Below are 18,175 nucleotides of genomic sequence, written 5' to 3'. Positions count from 1 at the left end.
ACTATAGGTCGGGTTTCCATTTCCCCGAACCAATACACAAGATTTTCTTCGCGTTGGTCCTGCTAATCACAGGGAGATAACAACCGTTTATCCGATATTTCCTGCCGTCCGCTCCGGGGCTACGGCACGGACCGGCAAAGTCAGGGACGAGGCACGTCCGGGCGATGGGAAGGTGTTTCCCCGTGACGGCCGAAGACGGCCCGAGAATGCGTACGCGCGACAGCTGTGAGGAACCGGTGCATCGGACAAATGCCGCTATAGACGTAATTCCGCGCGTGGTCAGAATCGCCGGTTCCGGCCTCGTCCTGGCGCTGGGGCTGGGCACCCTCGCACTGGGGGTCGCGGGGCTGAGCGGGGGCGGCCGGGCCTCGAACGCCGCGGGCGCCCCGAGCGCCGCCGACGCCGGGAAACCCCTGGACGCCGCGGGGGCCACCGGCGCGGGGGAGGGCGCGGACGCGCCGGGAGTTCCGGGCCCGCCGGGCCCGTCCGCCGAGCCGTCCCGGGCGGCCTGCGAGGTCAGCGCCAGGCTCGTGCCCTCCTGCGGCGCCTGGTGGGGCGTCGCGCCGGAGATCTTCACGGGACGGCCTCCCGGGCGGGCCCTGGAGAGGGCCGAGAAGCGCATGAACCGGCCGGCCGACATCATGCACGTCTACCACCGGGGCGACGAGCTCTTCCCGACCCCCGCGGAGCGCGCCATCGCCCGCGACCCGGACGGCCGCAGGCTCCTGCTGATCAACTGGAAACCGTCCCTCGACCACACCTGGGAGCAGATCGCCCGCGGGGCGCTGGACGGGCGGATCGACCGGCTCGCCGCCCACATCGTGAGGACCTTCCCCGAGAAGTTCTTCCTCACCATTCACCACGAGCCGGAGAACGACGTGCGGGAGGCCCGCGGCAAGGGGATGACGGCGGCCGACTACGCCGCCATGTTCCGCCACGTGGTGACGCGCCTGCGGCACGGGGGCGTGACCAACGCGGTCACGGTGATGACCTACATGGGCGCGCCCAACTGGGCGTCCGAACCCTGGTTCGAGAAGCTCTACCCCGGGGACGACGTGGTCGACTGGGTGGCGATGGACCCCTACGTCGACCACAGGGTCCACAGCTTCGACGGGCTGGTCAACAAGACCCGCCCCGAGTTCCCCCGGTGGCCGGGGTTCTACCGCTGGATGGGGGAACGCTTCCCGGAGAAACCCGTCATGCTCGCCGAGTGGGGCGTCTTCGAGCGTCACGACCGGCCCGGGTTCAAGGAGTCGTTCTTCGCCTCGGTGCGCCGGGAGATCGGCGAATACCCGCAGATCAAGGCCCTGGTCTACTTCGACTCGCCGCGCGCCCCCCGGGGCGACACCCGGTTCGACACCACACCCGGCGGCCGGAGGGCCTTCGGCGAGCTCGCCCGCGACCCGCGCCTCAACGCCGCCGTCCCCGCCGGCTGACCCCCGCCACACCGCCGGGTACGGCCACCGGATCCCGCCGCCGTACGGGCCGAAGTCCCGTACGGCGGCAGGGAAAGGCGAGGGTCGGTGAGTGGCGGCGCCGTGTCATCGGATCCGACCCGGCGTGTCCAGGTCGTCGGATCCAGGTCGTCACTCCCGACCCGGCGTATCCAGGCCATCGGATCCAGGTCGTCACCCCCGACCCGGCGGGCCCAGGACGTCGGCCCCGGCCCGCCGGACCCGGATCATCGGATCCAGCCGCCCTGGATCAGCGGGTCGAGCACCTGGTGCACCGCCCGGTCCACGCTGATGCCGGTGGTGTCGATCTCCAGGTCGGCGTCGTCCGGCTCCTCGTACGGGTCGGAGATGCCGGTGAACTCGGGGATGAGCCCCGCGCGGGCCTTGGCGTAGAGCCCCTTGCGGTCGCGGCGCTCGCACTCCTCCAGGGGGGTGGAGACGTGGACCAGCAGGAAGTCGGCGCCGACGGCCTCGACCATCGCGCGTACCTCCTCGCGGGTGGCGGCGTAGGGCGCGATGGGCGCGCAGATCGCCAGGCCGCCGTGCCTGGCGGCCTCGGCGGCGACGAAGCCGATGCGGCGGATGTTGAGGTCGCGGTCCTTCTTGGAGAAGGTGAGCCCGGCCGACAGCAGGTGGCGGACCACGTCGCCGTCGAGGTAGGTCACCGTGCGGCTGCCGCGCTCCAGCAGCGCGTCGCGCAGCCCCCGGGCGACGGTCGACTTGCCCGAGCCGGACAGGCCGGTGAAGAAGACCACCAGCCCCCGCCGGTGCGGGGGGCCGGGGAGCGTCACGGGCTCGGGGCCCGCCAGGTGCTCGGTCGCGCCGTAGGCCTCGGCCACGCGCTCGCGCAGCTCCAGGTCGATGGCGGGCTCCCTGGGCGCCAGCGGCACCACCGCCACGAGCGTGCCCTCGGGCAGCCCGTCGCGGGCCTTGAGCGCGGCGCGGACCACCGCGGGCCCGCCCTCGCCGTACGCCAGCGGGAGCAGCAGGATCGACGCCTCCAGTTCCTGCGCGGTCGCCACGATCTCGCCGAGGTCGCCCAGCGGCCCGCGCATGGTGACGGCCAGGACCGACTCCCGCCCGTGCAACTCCTTGCGGACCCGCTCCGGGGTGAGGCGGAGCCGGGCGAACGGTCCGTGCTCGGGGGCGTCGAGGGCCTCGACCGGTCCGGCGACGAAGCCGTTCTCGCGCCCGGTGACGGTCAGCACGGCCAGTGCCGCGCCCTCGGGGTCGCGCAGGGTGATCCGGTCGCCAGGGGCGGCCGGGTGGTCGTCCGGCAGGGTGAGGGTGACCGGCGCGGGCCACGGCGTGCCGTCGGCGAGCGTGCCGCGCTCGTCCACGGAGTGCGCGTCGGCCGAGCTCAGGAAGCCCGTCAGCGGCCTGAAGGCGCCGGAGAGCAGCAGCTCAAGGTCGGCCAGCTCGCGGGCGTCTGGGGTCCACTCGAAAGGCGCCGTCATCTGCTCCACCATCGTGATCGTCGGACTTCCCTGTCCCGCCCGCTCACGATGGGCGTCCCTGTCCGGCGAACCTGGGATCCAGCCGTCCGGTGAATCCCAGGTGCCTCGGTCCGGTGGATCTCAGATCAACCGGGCGAAGTGACTCTGGGGCTTGCGGATCACCAAAGTTATCTCGTCGTGAGACGCGGGCCGGCTCCCCCTGGAGAGGGCCTCCACCACCGAGCAGGCGGCGCGGGCAAGCTTACCGAGAGGTCCGCGGAGCGCGGGACCACTGGCGGCGGAGATGTCCTCGGTCACCATCAGCCCGCGCACCAGGCAGAAGGAGTGCATCCCCTCGCGCGAGGCGATCTGCTCGTAGACGACGGGCAGCGGGCCCACGGTCCCCGCCGGGGCGAACCTGGGCCACATCAGCCGCCGCAGCCTCGACGGCGTCAGCCGGTCGCACGCCCCGTACGCCGAAGCCCGGTCACGCATCCTGACCAGCAGCAGCCCGCCGGGGCGCAGCCCGGTGAGCAGCCGGTCGAGCACCAGCTCGGCGTGCTCGATCCGCTCCAGCAGGAACGGCACGTAGACGATGTCGAAAGCCCGCGGGGGCACCGGCACGGAGCGCAGGTCGCCCAGCGCCCAGGAGTCCAGGTCCTTGCGGGCGGACGTGCTCGTGCGCAACACGGGCAGGTCCTCGTCGATCCCGATGACCCTGGACTCCGTCTGCGCCAGATCAAGCGGTTCAGGCCATCCGCACCCGGCGATCAGGATGTCGAGCCGCCGGCCGAGCTGGCTGCTCCACTGCTCCCTGATCCGCTGACTCAACAGGTCGTCTCGATCGACGACCGACCTCACCTCTGACATGTAACCGAGAGTAGTCAACTCAGCACGATTCGTCGCGCATTTACCACTCTTTGCGAGAGCGGGCGCCCAGGCAAGTAGCCTTGAGCGGGTACCCCCCGTGTCTTCCCGGCCCGGGGCTGTCGTGTTGCCGTCGTGGGGCTGTGGGCGAATCTGATGAGTCTTTCCGGACTTCTGGACCTTGTCGCCGGGGAGCCTGAGCTGGCTTCCCTTCTTCGGGACGTGCGCGGGGGCGACTCGTCCGACGTGTCGCTGGTCGCGCCGCCGGCGCTGCGCCCCTTCGCGGTGGCGGCGCTGGCCAGGGAGGGCGCCAAGGGGGCGGCCAGGACCGTCCTCGCGGTGACCGCCACCGGACGCGAGGCCGAGGATCTCGCCTCGGCCCTCACCAGCCTTCTGGACGAGAGCACCGTCGCGGTCTTCCCCGCCTGGGAGACGCTCCCGCACGAGCGCCTGTCGCCGCGCAGCGACACCGTGGGGCAGCGCCTGGCGGTGCTGCGCAGGCTGGCCCACCCGGTCGAGGGCGACCACTCGGCGGGGCCGCTGCACGTGGTCGTCGCGCCGATCAGGGCGCTGCTCCAGCCGATCGTACGGGGGCTGGGCGACCTGCGGCCGGTGCGACTGCGCGCCGGGGAGGACGCCGATCTCGCCGCCGTCGTCCACAGCCTCGTGGAGAACGGCTACCACCGGGTCGACATGGTGGAGAAGCGCGGCGAGGTCGCGGTCAGGGGTGGCCTGCTCGACGTCTTCCCGCCCACGGAGGAGCACCCGCTCCGGCTGGAGTTCTGGGGCGACACCGTCGAGGAGATCCGCTGGTTCAAGGTCGCCGACCAGCGCTCGCTGGAGGTGGCCGAGGACGGGCTGTTCGCCGCCCCCTGCCGGGAGCTGCTGCTGACCGCCGACGTCAGGGAGAGGGCGAGGGAGCTCGCCGAGGCGCATCCCTCGCTGAGCGAGATCCTGGAGCAGCTGGCCGAGGGCGTGCCGATGGAGGGCATGGAGGCGTTCGCGCCGGTGCTCGCCGGGGAGATGGACCTGCTCATCGATCACCTGCCGGAACAGTCGGCGATCTTCGTGTGCGACCCGGAGCGCATCCGCGGGCGCGCCGACGAGCTGGTGCGGACCAGTCAGGAGTTCCTGGAGGCGTCCTGGATCAACGCGGCGTCCGGCGGCGAGGCGCCGATCGACCTGGGCGCGGCGGCCTTCCGCGGGCTGGAGGAGATCCGCGACCACGCGCGAAGGCTCGGCCGGCCCTGGTGGTCGCTCGCGCCGTTCGGAGCCGACACCGACGGCGCCGACGACTCGACCTCCCCGGTCACCGGGGGACCGGGTGGCGGGCAGGCGCTGAGGGCGCGCGAGGTGGAGTCCTACCGGGGCGACACCCAGCGGGCGCTGTCCGACATCAAGGGATGGCTCGACTCCGACCGGGTCGTCGTCCTGCTGAGCGAGGGGCACGGCCCCGCCGAGCGCATGGTCGAGCTGCTCAAGGGCGTCGACCTGCCCGCGCGCCTGGAGCCGGGCCTCGACACCGTGCCCGACAGGAAGGTCGTCCACGTCACCACGGGCCTGGTCGAGCACGGGTTCGTCACCCCGGCGCTGGCCGTGCTGACCCACCTCGACCTGGTCGGCCAGAAGGCGTCGACCAAGGACATGCGGCGGCTGCCCTCCCGGCGCCGCAACATGGTCGACCCGCTCCAGCTCAAGGTCGGCGACCACGTCGTGCACGAGCAGCACGGCGTGGGCCGCTACGTCGAGATGGTGCAGCGGACCGTGCAGGGCGCCACCCGCGAGTACCTGGTGATCGAGTACGCCAAGGGCGACCGCCTCTACGTGCCGACCGACCAGCTCGACGAGGTCACCCGCTACGTCGGCGGCGAGGCGCCCACGCTCAACCGGATGGGCGGCGCCGACTGGGCCAAGGCCAAGACCAAGGCCAAGAAGGCGGTCAAGGAGATCGCCGGAGAGCTGATCCGCCTGTACTCCGCCCGGATGGCCTCGCCGGGACACGCCTTCGCGCCCGACAGCCCCTGGCAGCGGGAGATGGAGGACGCCTTCCCGTACGCCGAGACGGGCGACCAGCTGGAGGCGATCGACGAGGTCAAGCGCGACATGGAGCGCCCGATCCCGATGGACCGGCTGATCTGCGGCGACGTGGGCTACGGCAAGACGGAGATCGCGGTGCGGGCGGCGTTCAAGGCGGTGCAGGACGGCAAGCAGGTGGCGGTCCTGGTGCCGACCACGCTGCTGGTGCAGCAGCACATGTCGACCTTCGTCGAGCGGTTCTCCGGGTTCCCGCTGAACGTCAGGCCGCTGTCGCGCTTCCAGAGCGACGGCGAGGTCAAGGCGACCATGGAGGGCATGCGGGAGGGCTCGGTCGACATCGTGATCGGCACGCACCGGCTGTTCTCGCCCGAGGTCAGGTTCAAGCAGCTCGGCCTGATCATCATCGACGAGGAGCAGCGGTTCGGCGTCGAGCACAAGGAGGCGATGAAGCACCTGCGCACCCAGGTCGACGTGCTGGCCATGTCGGCCACCCCGATCCCCCGCACGCTGGAGATGGGCCTCACCGGCATCAGGGAGATGTCCACGATCCTCACCCCGCCGGAGGAGCGCCACCCGATCCTCACCTTCGTCGGCCCGTACGACGAGAAGCAGATCGGCGCCGCGATCCGGCGCGAGCTGATGCGCGACGGCCAGGTCTTCTTCGTCCACAACCGCGTGGCCAGCATCAACAAGGTCTCGGCCATGCTGCGCGAGCTCGTGCCCGAGGCCAGGATCGCCGTCGCGCACGGCCAGATGCAGGAGCACCAGCTGGAGAGGATCATGGTGGGCTTCTGGGAGCGCGACTTCGACGTGCTCGTCTGCACCACGATCGTCGAGTCCGGCCTGGACGTGCCCAACGCCAACACCCTGATCGTCGACCGGGCCGACAACTACGGCCTGTCCCAGCTCCACCAGCTGCGCGGCCGGGTCGGCCGGGGCCGCGAGCGCGGTTACGCCTACTTCCTGTACCCGCCGGAGAAGCCGCTCACCGAGACCGCCCACGAGCGCCTGGCCACCATCTCCCAGCACACCGAGATGGGCGCGGGCATGTACGTGGCGATGAAGGACCTGGAGATCCGCGGCGCGGGCAACATCCTGGGCGCCGAGCAGTCGGGCTTCATCGCGGGCGTCGGCTTCGACCTGTACGTGCGCATGATGGCCGAGGCCGTGCAGGAGCAGAAGGCCAAGCTGGCGGGCACCTACCGGGAGGACGAACGGCCCGACGTCAAGGTCGAGCTGCCGATCAACGCCCACATCCCGCACGACTACGTCACCTCCGAGCGGCTGCGCCTGGAGGCGTACAAGCGGATCGCCGCGATCGGCTCCGACTCCGACATCGGCGCGGTGCGCGACGAGCTCGTCGACCGGTACGGACGGCCGCCCCAGCAGGTGGAGAACCTGCTGGAGGTCGCCCGCTTCCGCGTCCGCGCCCGCCGCGCCGGGCTCACCGACGTCACCCTGCAGGGGCAGAACATCAAGTTCGCGCCGGTGGACCTGAAAGACTCCCAGCAGGTCAGGCTGCAAAGGCTCTACCCGAAGGCACTGCTGAAGCAGGCGGCCGGTACGTTGCTGGTGCCGGTGCCCAAGACCAGACCCCTCGGTGGCCAGCCGCTGCGCGACCTGGACCTGCTCAAGTGGTGCGGTGATCTCGTCGAGGCGATGTTCCTCGAAACCGTGCGGGTAGAGTAAGCGACGTTTGTCGTGAAGGGAACGCATGTGAAGTCGACTCGAATTCGCGTCATCCTGGCGGTCGCCGCCGCCGGTGTCGCGCTGACCGCCTGCTCTCCGAACCAGGCCGGTGCCGCCGCCGTCGTGGGCGGGGAGCGCATCAGCTCCGGTGAGCTGGACAGGAACGTGCGCGAGTACGAGGCGGCGCTGGCCAAGGCCAACGTCTCCGCCTCCCAGCTGCAGTTCCAGGACAGCATCCCGCAGCTCGTGCTCTTCCAGATGGCCAACGCCAAGCAGCACGCGCAGGTCGCGGCGAGCAAGGGCATCACGGTCACCGAGGGTGAGATCGACCAGGTGATCGCGGGCCAGGGCGGCCAGGAGAAGTTCGAGCAGCAGATGCTCCAGCAGGCCGTGGCGCCCTCGAACGCGCGCGAGTTCATGAAGTCGCAGGTGATGATCAGCAAGCTCATCGCCAAGTACGGCGGCGGCACGGACGAGGCCGCCATCCAGCGCGGTCAGGCGCAGGCGATCAAGGACCTGCAGGCCCTGCCGATCACCTGGAACCCCCGGTACGGCAAGCTGAACGAGGAACGGAGCGAGCAGCAGCCGAGCGTCTTCGTCGACGCCGGCCGTTTCGGCGCCCCCGCCGCTCCCGGCCCCGCCGACGCGCCGCCCGCGCCGCCGCAGCAGTAGCCTCCGGGCATGCCGCTGATCGTCGTCACCACCTCGCCCCGGGTCGCCCCGGGGCTGCTCAGCCGCCGCGCGTGGCAGGTCCTTGAGGAGGGCCCGGTACGTACCGGGTCCGCGGACCACCCGCACCTGCCCTACCTGGCGGAGGCCGGGGTCGAGGTCGAGGTGGTCGTCCCCGATCCGGCCGCGCTGGTCCGCGAGGCCGGGTCGGCGACCGTCGTGTGGCTGGAGGCCGACGAGGCGCTGATGCGCTCCATCGGCTACGCCGCCGTGGCGCTCGAAGAGCCGCCGGTGATCGAGGTCGTGCCGGGCTCGTACGACCTGCCGGGCGCGCGGCTGCTCGACCTGGTCTCGGTGATGGACCGGCTCCGGGTCGAGTGCCCCTGGGACGCCCGCCAGACCCACGAGTCCCTGGCCCCGTACCTCATCGAGGAGGCCTACGAGGTGCTGGAGACCATCGAGGAGGGCGATCACGCGGCGCTGCGCGAGGAGCTGGGCGACCTGCTCCTGCAGGTGGCCTTCCACGCGCGGGTCGCCGGTGAGCGGCCCGACGGGTTCGACGTCGACGACGTGGCCGAGGGCATCGTCGCCAAGCTCGTCCGCCGTCACCCGCACGTCTTCGCCGACACCCGGGTGGAGGGCGCGGGCGAGGTCAGCGCCAACTGGGAGACCATCAAGGCCGCCGAGCGCGCGGCCAAGAACGGCGGCGACCCGGGTTCGGCCGTCGACGGCGTCCCGATGGGCCAGCCCGCGCTCTCCCTCGTCGCGCAGCTCCTGCGCCGCGCCGAGCGCGCCGGAGCCCCCGCCGCCCTCCCCGAGGGGGTTCCCGCCGACGGCCTTGGCGCCAGGCTCTTCGAGCTCGTACGGCAGGCGCAGGCGACCGGTCTCGACCCGGAGGCCGAGCTGCGCGCCGTCGCCCGCGCCTACCGCGACCAGGTCCGAGCCCAGCGGCTCTGAGGGCGGGCCTCCGAGCCCGGCGGCCGCGGTGGCGCGTCGGGGCATCCTCCCGATTCGGGACGACGCGCGGCCCGGCCACCCCGCCCTCCGGCCCCCGGCCACCTCCCGGCCCCCGGCCACCTCCCGGACCCCGCCCTCCGGCCCCCGGCCACCTCCCGGCCCCCGACCACCTCCCGGACCCCGACCATCTCCCGGACCCCGGCCGCCGCTTGGTGTCCGGTCACCTCCCAGCCCGTCCCTGGGCCCCTACGGACATCATCCGGAAGCGTCCCGGCCGCCGTACCCGTCAGTAGGTATCGGTAGGCTTCTGAGGCAAACTGTCCTGCGACTTTAGGAGCGCTTCGTGGCTTCCATCGAGGGCGTTACCGCCCGAGAGATCCTTGACTCCCGGGGCAACCCGACGGTTGAGGTCGACATCCTCCTGGACGACGGCAGCCAGGGGCGCGCCGCGGTTCCCAGCGGCGCGTCCACCGGCCAGTTCGAGGCCGTCGAGCTGCGTGACGGCGACGAGCGCTACGGCGGCAAGGGTGTGGAGAAGGCCGTTCTCGGTGTGACCGACGAGATCGCCGACGAGATCCTCGGGTTCGACGCCGCCGAGCAGCGCAGCATCGACCAGGTCATGATCGACCTGGACAGCACGCCCAACAAGGAACGCCTGGGCGCCAACGCGATCCTGGGCGTCTCGCTCGCGGTGGCCAAGGCCGCCGCGGAGAGCGCCGAGCTGCCGCTCTTCCGCTACCTCGGCGGGCCGAACGCGCACGTGCTGCCGGTGCCGATGATGAACATCCTGAACGGCGGCGCGCACGCCGACAGCAACGTCGACATCCAGGAGTTCATGATCGCCCCGATCGGGGCGGAGACGTTCCGCGAGGCCGTGCGGATGGGCACCGAGGTCTACCACGCCCTCAAGGCCGTGCTGAAGGAGAAGGGCTACGCCACCGGCCTCGGCGACGAGGGCGGTTTCGCGCCGAGCCTGCCCTCCAACCGCGACGCGCTCGACCTGATCCTGGTCGCCATCGAGAAGGCCGGATACGTCGCGGGTGAGGACATCGGGCTCGCCCTCGACGTGGCCGCCTCCGAGTTCCACTCGGACGGCGTCTACACCATCGACGGCAAGGGCCTGTCCTCCGCCGAGCTGATCTCCTTCTACGAGGACCTGGTCGCCAACTACCCGCTGGTCTCCATCGAGGACCCGCTGGACGAGAGCGACTGGGAGGGCTGGAACGCCATCACCCGCGCCCTGGGCGACAAGGTCCAGCTGGTCGGCGACGACCTGTTCGTGACCAACCCCGAGCGCCTGGCCCGCGGCATCGCCGAGGGCACCGCCAACGCGCTGCTGGTCAAGGTCAACCAGATCGGCACCCTGACCGAGACCCTCGACGCCGTGGACCTGGCCCACCGCAGCGGCTACCGCTGCATGATGAGCCACCGCTCCGGCGAGACCGAGGACACCACGATCGCCGACCTCGCCGTGGCCACCAACTGCGGCCAGATCAAGACCGGTGCCCCGGCCCGCTCCGACCGGGTGGCCAAGTACAACCAGTTGCTCCGCATCGAGGAGCTTCTGGACGACGCGGCCCGTTACGCGGGTCGCGCCGCCTTCCCGCGCTTCCGGCGGTAGTTTCGTCTGGCGGCTCGCGTCCGATCCGGGCGCGAGCCACACCGCGAGCCACAACCGCGGGCGAACGCCGATCTCCCCGCCCCGGTCCCGATCGAGGAGACCGGGATGAGGAGAGCGGCGGAGGGGCCGGCGAGGACCGGCGCCGGAGATCGATGCCGGACCGACGCGGAGAGATCGGCCCCCGCCGGTGTCGCGACCATCGTGCGGGGCACGGTGGACGACGCCACGAGAGCGTGGAGACGGAGGAGGGCGCATGGCGGCACGGCCGCAGCTGACGGGACGGGCCGCGGTGCTCGCGATCGTGGTGTGCGCGATCGCCATGAGCCTCGCCTACCCCGTCAGGGAGTACGTCGCCCAGCGTCGCCAGATCGCCCAGCTGGAGCAGGAGAAGGCCAGGGAGATCGCCGCGATCAAAGCCCTGGACGACCGCTCCAAGCAGCTCCTTGACCCCGGCTTCATCAAGCGGCAGGGCAGGGAGCGGCTTTTCTACTGCGATCCCGGGCAGAAGTGCTACGTCGTCATGGGGGAGTCGCCCTCGTCGGGCAGGGGCACGACCGGTGAGCGGAAGGCCGTCGCCAGGCCGCCGTGGTACGAGACGCTGTGGGACTCGGTCAAGGCCGCCGACAGCGGCGGGGGGCAGAAGGCGGCCAAGGCCACCGGGTGACGCCGATACCCTGGTTGTCGTCTTTCAGGGGGTGTCACGAATGGTTGATGACCGCGACGTGGCGGCGGTGGAGCGACAGCTCGGCCGGACGCCGCGAGGACTGCGGGGGGTGGCGCACCGCTGCCCGTGCGGGCTTCCCGACGTCGTCGAGACCGCCCCGAGGCTGCCCGACGGATCGCCCTTCCCGACCCTGTTCTACCTCACGTGCCCCAGGGCCGCCTCGGCCATCGGCACGCTGGAGACCTCGGGGATGATGCGGGACATGCAGGCCAGGCTCGCCGACGATCCGGAGCTGGCCGAGGCCTACCGGGCCGCCCACGACGACTACGTGGCGCGCCGCGACAGGGTGGCCGCCGAGGACGGCCTGGAGCCGCTGCCCCGCGACATGCAGAGCACCGGGGGCATGCCCACCCGGGTGAAGTGCCTGCACGCCCTGGTCGGGCACGAGCTCGCGGTCCCCGGCGGCAACCCCTTCGGCCGCGAGGCCCTCGACGCGCTCGGCGACTGGTGGTCCGCCGGGCCCTGCGTCGCCCAGCCCACAGCACCGTGTGCCCAGGCCGTGGCACCGACCACGAAGGAGACCGAGTGATCCGCGTCGCCGCGATCGACTGTGGCACCAACTCCGTCCGCCTGCTCGTCGCCGACGTCGGCAGGGACAGGCTGATCGACCTGGAACGCCGCATGGAGATTGTCCGGCTGGGCCAGGGGGTCGACAAGACCGGCAGGCTGGCGCCGGAGGCCCTGGAGCGCACGTTCACCGCCATGCGCGGCTACGCCGGGCTCATCGACGGGCACGGGGCCTCCTCGGTCCGCGTGGTCGCCACCAGCGCGACGAGAGACGCCGCCAACCGGCAGGACTTCGTGGACGGCGTACGCGACATCTTCGGCGTGGAGCCCGAGGTGATCACCGGTGCGGAGGAGGCGGAGCTGTCGTTCTCCGGGGCCACCCGCGATCTGGTGCGGTTCTCGTACGAGACGGGCCTGCCCGCCCCCGACGGCACCCGCCCCCCGTACCTCGTGGTCGACATCGGCGGCGGCTCGACCGAGTTCGTGCTCGGCTCGACGCACGTGGAGGCCGCGCTGTCGGTCGACATCGGGTGTGTCCGGCTGACCGAGCGTCACCTGCGCGACGCGGGCGACCCTCCGTCGGCGGAGGCGATCGCGGCGATGACCGCCGACATCGACGACGCGCTCGACCGGGTCGCGGCCGAGGTGCCCGTGGAGCGGGCGCTGACGATGGTCGGGCTCGCGGGATCCGTCACCACCGTCGCCGGAATAGCGCTTGAGCTGACGGAATACGATCCGAAGAAAATCCACCATTCGCGAATTGCAGCAGGTCAGGTGCATGACATCGCCGAACGCCTGCTTGGAATGACCGTTGAACGGCGGGCGGCGATTCCCGTCATGCATCCCGGCAGGGTCGACGTGATCGGGGCGGGCGCGCTCATCCTGGACCGGATAGTGACCCGCTACGGCTTCGGCGATGTGGTCGCCAGTGAGCACGACATCCTCGACGGCATCGCGTGGTCGATCGCCGATTCGTAACAAGACCTAGACAATTCGCCTGTTTAGGGAGTATTGAGGAAAGCTTCTCGTTTATGGTTAGGTAAAGAAGCTTTAGTGAGGCTTTGCCGTGGGGCCCGGCACAGCTGTTGTCGGGGCGGCAACCGTCTCCTGAGCGATTTTGCTTCCCAACGAACGGAGCATCCCCTCATGAAGTCCGGACTAGCCAGAAAGCTAGCCGCAGCAGGAGCCAGCGCGGCCATGCTGGCGACCATGGCAGTAGGAATGCTGGCCACGCCCGCAGCGGCGGCCAGTGGGTCGAGCCAGGCGGGGAAGGTGGCCTCGGCCGCCGCCAAGCCGAGGCCCGCCGTCTCTGCCGGCACCCCCAAGGCGTCGCCCGCGAAGTACGCGGGTGAGTGCCCTGTCAACGTGACCTTCTCCTCGAAGATCAAGGTGAAGGCCGTCAAGAGCAAGACCACGGTCGCCTACCGGTGGCTGCGCGGAGACGGCTCCAAGAGCAAGGTGAAGTCCTTCACCTTCCGCGGCAAGGGCGTCAAGAGCTTCACGGTCAAGGAGAAGGCCACCTTCAAGGGTGACGTCAAGGGGTGGCAGGCCGTCCAGGTCGTGGCCCCGCGCGGCGCCACCTCCTCGAAGGGCTACTTCTCGGTCTCCTGTGGTTCCAACGAGGACGACCACGAGATCAACACCCCCCGCGCCAGCGCCGAGGTGTGGGTCGACGAGGGCAACTGCAAGGCTGCCCTGATCGGTCGCATCAACGTCCCCGGTAACCGCTGGGTGCACTACCGCTGGGTCGTCAACGGCCGCGTCGTCGAGCGTGACGCCGTCCGCGTCAACGGCTCGCGCAAGGTCTTCCACGTGATCAAGCCCCGTGACGACTTCAGGGGCTGGGCCTCGCTGCAGATCGTCGGCTCGCTGGAGGCCTCCTCCAACCGCGCCTACTTCAAGATCCGCTGCAAGGACGAGGCGCCGAAGGTCTGGGCGTCCGTCGACGGCCCGTCCGTCTACAGCGGCACCTGCCCGACGACCCGTACGTTCACCGGCACGATCAGCGCGAGCGGTCGTACCACCGTGAAGTACCGCTGGCTGACCAACGGTGTGGCGGGCGACTGGAAGTACGCCCACTTCAGCGGTCACGGCTCGCAGCGTCAGAGCGTGTCCGACAGCTGGACCACCTCGGCCTCCGGCGAGTCCAGGCGCGCGATCGAGATCTACGGTGGCTCGACCACCGGCACCGTGGTGGGCAAGGTCTTCTGCAAGCCCGCCCCGACGCCGACCCCCACCCCGACCCCGACCCCGACCCCCACGCCTACTCCCACCCCCACTCCGACCCCCACCCCCACCCCCACCGCGACCCCCATCCCCTGAGGGCACGGTAGGTCAAGGTAGCGCGCCCGGCGGCTGACGCCGGGCCGCGTCCCGAGTGAGACAGGCGGCGCCCGCACCCAGCGGGCGTCGCCTTTCGCCTTCCCGGACCCGCTTTTCCCAGGCCCGCGCTCCGATTTCCCGCATCCGTTCTCCGCCCCCGCGCCCGCCCTCCGGGGTTCGCGTCCCCGAGGCCCGCGTTCCGCGGGTTCGCGTCCCCGAAGCTCGTGTCCCCGGGTTCGCGTCCCGGAGGCCCGCCTTCCGCGGACCGTCGCGGGGCGGGTGGCGGGGTGTGGACCTCGCGGTCTCCCGCGTCGGGCACCATCGAGGGCATGACCTACGTTCCTCCCGGATCCGGCTGGCCCGGTGATCCCGCCCGGCCCGGCACCCCCGTCGCCCACGACCCCGCCGAAGTACGGGAACTCGCGAGGGAGAGCCGTACCCTCGCGGAGCTCACGGCCGCGCAGTCGGTCTGCCGGGCCTGCCCGCGCCTGGTGGAGTGGCGCGAGGAGGTGGCGACGGTCAAAAGGCGGGCGTTCGCCGAGGAGACGTACTGGGGCAGGCCCATCGCCGGGTGGGGCGACGAGAGGCCCGAGGTCCTCATCGTCGGGCTGGCCCCGGCGGCGCACGGCGGCAACAGGACCGGGAGGATCTTCACCGGAGACCGCAGCGGCGACTGGCTGTTCGCTTCGCTGTACCGGACGGGCCTGGCCGTACAGGAGACCAGCCTCCGCGCGGATGACGGCCAGCGGCTCGTCGGCGCGCGGATGGTGGCGGCGGTCCGGTGCGCCCCGCCCGCCAACAAGCCCGAGCCCGCCGAGCGGGCCGCCTGTTTCCCCTGGCTGTCCCGCGAGGTGGCCCTGGTCTCGGCGGACGTACGGGTGGTCGTCGCGCTGGGAGGGTTCGCCTGGCAGGCGATCTGGCCCGCGCTGAAGGACGCCGGGTACGCCCTGCCGCGGCCGAGACCGCCCTTCGGGCACGGCGCCGAGGTGGAGATCACCTCTCCTCAGGGAAGTTCCGCGCGTCTTCTCGGCTGCTATCACCCCAGCCAGCAGAACACCTTCACCGGCCGGGTGACCGCGCGGATGCTCGACGATCTCTTCACCAGGGCGAACGCGCTTCGTGCCTTGTGAACTCGATCACAAAGAGAATATTGTCGGAAATTCTGCTGGCAAGAGTGGGTGTTTATCGCCATCTTCGGAAATTCTGGCCAGATTGCCAGATGGGCGACTGGCGTGATCGGGGGCGCGAGCGTATGCTTGTGAAAGGTTTCACAAGCTATGAAACTAAGGATGGCGTCGAAGTGAACCGCAACTCCAAGCACATCGTGGTCGTCGGTGGAGGCTACGTCGGCCTCTACACCGTGCTGCGCCTGCAGCACACCCTCCGCAAGGAACTCCGCGAAGGAAGCGTGCGCATCACCGTCCTGACCCCCGAATCCCACATGACCTACCAGCCCTTCCTCCCCGAGGCCGCCGCGGGAAACCTCTCGCCCCGGCACGTGGTCGTCCCGCTCCGCCGCGTGCTCTCGAAGGCGACGATCCTCAACGGCAAGGTCTCCAAGGTCAACCACGCGGCCAAGTCCGTCACCTTCGCGCCCAACGTCGGGACGCCGCACGAGATCGACTACGACATCGTGGTCATGGCCGCCGGATCGATCTCCCGTACGCTCCCCATTCCCGGCCTGGCCGACTCCGCGATCGGTTTCAAGACGGTCGGCGAGGCGATCGCGCTGCGCAACCGGGTGCTGGAGCTCCTCGACCGGGCCGAGAGCGACGAGGACGAGACCCTGCGCAGGCGCGCTCTGACGTTCGTCGTGGTCGGCGGAGGCTTCGCGGGCGTCGAGGCACTCGCCGAGCTGGAGGACATGGCGGTCGACGCCACCCGCTACTACCGGAACATCTCCCGCGCGGACATGCGCTGGATCCTCGTCGAGGCCACCGACCGCATCCTCCCCGAGGTCGGCCCCGAGATGGGCGCGTGGACCGCCGAGCAGCTGCGTGAGCGCGGCATCGAGGTCAAGATGAACACCCGCCTCGAGTCCTGCGTGGGCGGCCGGGTCAAGCTCTCCGACGGCGACGAGTTCGAGGCCGCCACCATCGTCTGGACCGCCGGGGTGAAGCCCAGCCCGGTCGTGAACGCCGGAGACCTGCCCCTCGACGAGCGCGGCCGGATCAAGACGTCCCCCCGCCTGACCGTGGTCGGAGTCGAGGACGCCTACTCGGCCGGAGACGTGGCCGGGGTGCCCGACCTGACCAACCCCGGCGAGTACTGCGCCCCCAACGCGCAGCACGCCGTACGGCAGGCCAAGGTCCTCGCGGACAACATCACCCGGAGCCTGCACGGACGGGAACTCGCCGACTACCGGCACAGGTACGTCGGCTCCGTCGCCGGGCTCGGCCTTCACAAGGGCGTCGCCAACGTCTACGGGATCAAGCTCCGCGGGCTCGCCGCGTGGTTCATGCACCGCACCTACCACCTGTCGCGGGTGCCCACCGTCAACCGCAAGGTCCGCGTGACGGCCGACTGGACCCTGGCGCTCTTCTTCAAGCGCGAGACCGTCTCTCTCGGAGAGATCGAGGAACCGCGTACGGAGTTCCGCGCCGCGGCGGGGAACTGAACGTCCGGACCCGGAGGCGAACCGAACTCCCGAACCCGGGGGCGGGCGACGAGGCCCACCTCCGGGTTCGCCGTTCCCGGCGGTGTGCTATTCCTTGACCGGGTTCCCCGAAGAGGGGGCGATCCATGGATTCTCAACGGAAGTGATGCGACGGTTGCCTTGAGCAGTTACGCATGAGTGGTCCGTTACGTATGATTACGGCGCCCCCGTAGCCCAATGGCAGAGGCAAACCCCTTAAAAGGGTTCGAGTGAGGGTTCGAATCCCTCCGGGGGCACTCATGATGACCTGCCGAGCAAGGCCCGTGACCAGTGAAAACGCGGTCATGGGCCTTTCTGCGTTATCCGGCCGTCCGCGGCCGGCGCCGAACGGTCACGGCTGTCCATCCCAAATGCGCCCGCGGAACTTTCGGGGTTACCTAAATGTGATGAGCCTTCTCGGGTGCGTTCGGGATTCGCCGCCGGGCGGGGCTTCCCCGCCCTCCGGCGCACTTCGCGTGGACGGAGGGGGCGCGGCGACCGCGGCGACACGGTGCCCCGCCCGCTCGGCGATCCGGGGTGGACGTCCCGCCGCACCTCCCCTCCCGAAAGACCTGGCCGTAACTTAGCGATATGGACGGTAAGAATTCCTTCGGGGAATCCGTCGGCCACAGCTCTTTCATCGCGGACTGGGTGACTGCGAGACAACGCGCCGCGGCCGGTCCTCCCCAATCGCGTCGCACCGGCAATCGTTCCGTGACCAGTGCGAATGTGGTCACGGAACGATTTGTCTCGCCCTCTGGGATTCGATGGATCTCCGGTATAAAATAGTAACCATGAGGGACGAGGCGAACCTGGAGCCCGTGCTCCGGGCGAACGGGATCGCCCGGCAGGTGATCGGTCACATCGGGGACAAGTGGTCCCTGCTGGTGATCGCGGCACTGGGGCACGGGGCCCAGCGGTTCTCCCGGCTCAAGGCGCGGATCGAGGGGATCAACCAGCGCATGCTGACCCGGACGCTGCGGGCCCTGGAGCGCGACGGCATCGTCGAGCGCAACGTCTACCCGACCTCGCCGCCCAGGGTGGAGTACGTGCTCACCCGGATGGGGCGCGACCTGTCGGTGGCCGTGACCGGCATCTGCGAGTGGGCGCGCCGCAACCTCGACGAGGTCGAGGCGTCGCAGCGGCTTTTCGACGAGCGATCGGCGAAACAGATGTGAGACCCGGGAACCGGCGGAGCCACCCGTTCGTTGGCAATATCGGCGGTAGCCGTACGGTCACTTGGACAACATAGATATC

14 protein-coding genes and 1 tRNA gene are annotated in these 18,175 nt (G+C 70.5%); 13 read left to right on the top strand and 2 right to left on the bottom strand.

Features of this window, described 5'->3' with window-relative positions; all coding sequences use genetic code 11:
- Window positions 1-275: 275 nt before the first annotated feature.
- Window positions 276-1,436 (top strand): glycoside hydrolase family 26 protein, encoded by a 1,161-nt coding sequence (locus tag OG587_RS01425; protein WP_329086061.1) that lies wholly within the window; start codon window positions 276-278, stop codon window positions 1,434-1,436.
- 245 nt (window positions 1,437-1,681) lie between these two features.
- On the opposite strand, the gene cysC is transcribed toward OG587_RS01425, so the two are convergent.
- Both cysC and OG587_RS01415 read right to left on the bottom strand, forming a co-directional pair.
- A complete protein-coding gene (cysC, locus tag OG587_RS01420) occupies window positions 1,682-2,911 on the bottom strand; it encodes an adenylyl-sulfate kinase (RefSeq protein ID WP_329086059.1) in 1,230 nt (409 codons plus the stop codon).
- 120 nt (window positions 2,912-3,031) lie between these two features.
- On the bottom strand, window positions 3,032-3,760 hold the full coding sequence (locus tag OG587_RS01415) for a class I SAM-dependent methyltransferase (protein WP_329086058.1): 729 nt from the start codon (window positions 3,758-3,760) through the stop codon (window positions 3,032-3,034).
- 153 nt (window positions 3,761-3,913) lie between these two features.
- Between OG587_RS01415 and mfd the strand changes: the two genes are divergently transcribed.
- The 12 genes from mfd (at window position 3,914) to OG587_RS01355 (ending at window position 18,096) form a co-directional block, all read left to right on the top strand.
- Complete coding sequence (gene mfd, locus OG587_RS01410; RefSeq protein WP_329086057.1) at window positions 3,914-7,483, top strand: transcription-repair coupling factor; 3,570 nt, start codon at window positions 3,914-3,916, stop codon at window positions 7,481-7,483.
- A gap of 27 nt (window positions 7,484-7,510) precedes the next feature.
- Window positions 7,511-8,155: a SurA N-terminal domain-containing protein gene (locus tag OG587_RS01405; RefSeq protein ID WP_329086056.1), complete on the top strand. Its 645-nt coding sequence runs from the start codon at window positions 7,511-7,513 to the stop codon at window positions 8,153-8,155.
- Window positions 8,156-8,164: 9 nt separating this feature from the next.
- A complete protein-coding gene (locus tag OG587_RS01400; protein ID WP_329086055.1) occupies window positions 8,165-9,109 on the top strand; it encodes a MazG family protein in 945 nt (314 codons plus the stop codon).
- A gap of 343 nt (window positions 9,110-9,452) precedes the next feature.
- Window positions 9,453-10,730, top strand: coding sequence for a phosphopyruvate hydratase (eno, locus tag OG587_RS01395; protein WP_329086053.1), 1,278 nt, complete (start codon window positions 9,453-9,455; stop codon window positions 10,728-10,730).
- Between the two features lie 253 nt (window positions 10,731-10,983).
- Window positions 10,984-11,394 (top strand): FtsB family cell division protein, encoded by a 411-nt coding sequence (locus OG587_RS01390; protein ID WP_329086051.1) that lies wholly within the window; start codon window positions 10,984-10,986, stop codon window positions 11,392-11,394.
- A gap of 40 nt (window positions 11,395-11,434) precedes the next feature.
- Complete coding sequence (locus tag OG587_RS01385) at window positions 11,435-11,983, top strand: DUF501 domain-containing protein (protein WP_329086049.1); 549 nt, start codon at window positions 11,435-11,437, stop codon at window positions 11,981-11,983.
- Window positions 11,980-12,939, top strand: coding sequence for a Ppx/GppA phosphatase family protein (locus OG587_RS01380; protein ID WP_329086047.1), 960 nt, complete (start codon window positions 11,980-11,982; stop codon window positions 12,937-12,939). Before OG587_RS01385 ends, OG587_RS01380 begins: the two co-directional genes overlap by 4 nt.
- Before the next feature lie 168 nt (window positions 12,940-13,107).
- Window positions 13,108-14,283 (top strand): hypothetical protein, encoded by a 1,176-nt coding sequence (locus tag OG587_RS01375; protein ID WP_329086045.1) that lies wholly within the window; start codon window positions 13,108-13,110, stop codon window positions 14,281-14,283.
- A gap of 329 nt (window positions 14,284-14,612) precedes the next feature.
- Window positions 14,613-15,413: a uracil-DNA glycosylase gene (locus OG587_RS01370; protein ID WP_329086043.1), complete on the top strand. Its 801-nt coding sequence runs from the start codon at window positions 14,613-14,615 to the stop codon at window positions 15,411-15,413.
- 170 nt (window positions 15,414-15,583) lie between these two features.
- Window positions 15,584-16,900, top strand: coding sequence for an NAD(P)/FAD-dependent oxidoreductase (locus tag OG587_RS01365; protein WP_329086040.1), 1,317 nt, complete (start codon window positions 15,584-15,586; stop codon window positions 16,898-16,900).
- 202 nt (window positions 16,901-17,102) lie between these two features.
- Window positions 17,103-17,175: transfer RNA gene (locus tag OG587_RS01360), tRNA-Leu, on the top strand.
- A gap of 537 nt (window positions 17,176-17,712) precedes the next feature.
- On the top strand, window positions 17,713-18,096 hold the full coding sequence (locus tag OG587_RS01355) for a winged helix-turn-helix transcriptional regulator (protein WP_329086038.1): 384 nt from the start codon (window positions 17,713-17,715) through the stop codon (window positions 18,094-18,096).
- The last annotated feature ends 79 nt before the right edge of the window (window positions 18,097-18,175 follow it).

The sequence above is a fragment of the Streptosporangium sp. NBC_01469 genome, from assembly GCF_036227305.1.
Lineage (GTDB): Bacteria > Actinomycetota > Actinomycetes > Streptosporangiales > Streptosporangiaceae > Streptosporangium.
This window is presented reverse-complemented; position numbering and strand designations above follow the sequence as displayed.

Bases quoted from the DNA above. Each gene is read 5' to 3' on its own strand.
- cysC (WP_329086059.1), bottom strand. From the start codon at position 2,911: ATGACGGCGCCTTTCGAGTGGACCCCAGACGCCCGCGAGCTGGCCGAC.
- OG587_RS01415 (WP_329086058.1), bottom strand. From the start codon at position 3,760: ATGTCAGAGGTGAGGTCGGTCGTCGATCGAGACGACCTGTTGAGTCAG.
- mfd (WP_329086057.1), top strand. From the start codon at position 3,914: ATGAGTCTTTCCGGACTTCTGGACCTTGTCGCCGGGGAGCCTGAGCTG.
- OG587_RS01400 (WP_329086055.1), top strand. From the start codon at position 8,165: ATGCCGCTGATCGTCGTCACCACCTCGCCCCGGGTCGCCCCGGGGCTG.
- OG587_RS01390 (WP_329086051.1), top strand. From the start codon at position 10,984: ATGGCGGCACGGCCGCAGCTGACGGGACGGGCCGCGGTGCTCGCGATC.
- OG587_RS01385 (WP_329086049.1), top strand. From the start codon at position 11,435: ATGGTTGATGACCGCGACGTGGCGGCGGTGGAGCGACAGCTCGGCCGG.
- OG587_RS01375 (WP_329086045.1), top strand. From the start codon at position 13,108: ATGAAGTCCGGACTAGCCAGAAAGCTAGCCGCAGCAGGAGCCAGCGCG.
- OG587_RS01370 (WP_329086043.1), top strand. From the start codon at position 14,613: ATGACCTACGTTCCTCCCGGATCCGGCTGGCCCGGTGATCCCGCCCGG.
- OG587_RS01355 (WP_329086038.1), top strand. From the start codon at position 17,713: ATGAGGGACGAGGCGAACCTGGAGCCCGTGCTCCGGGCGAACGGGATC.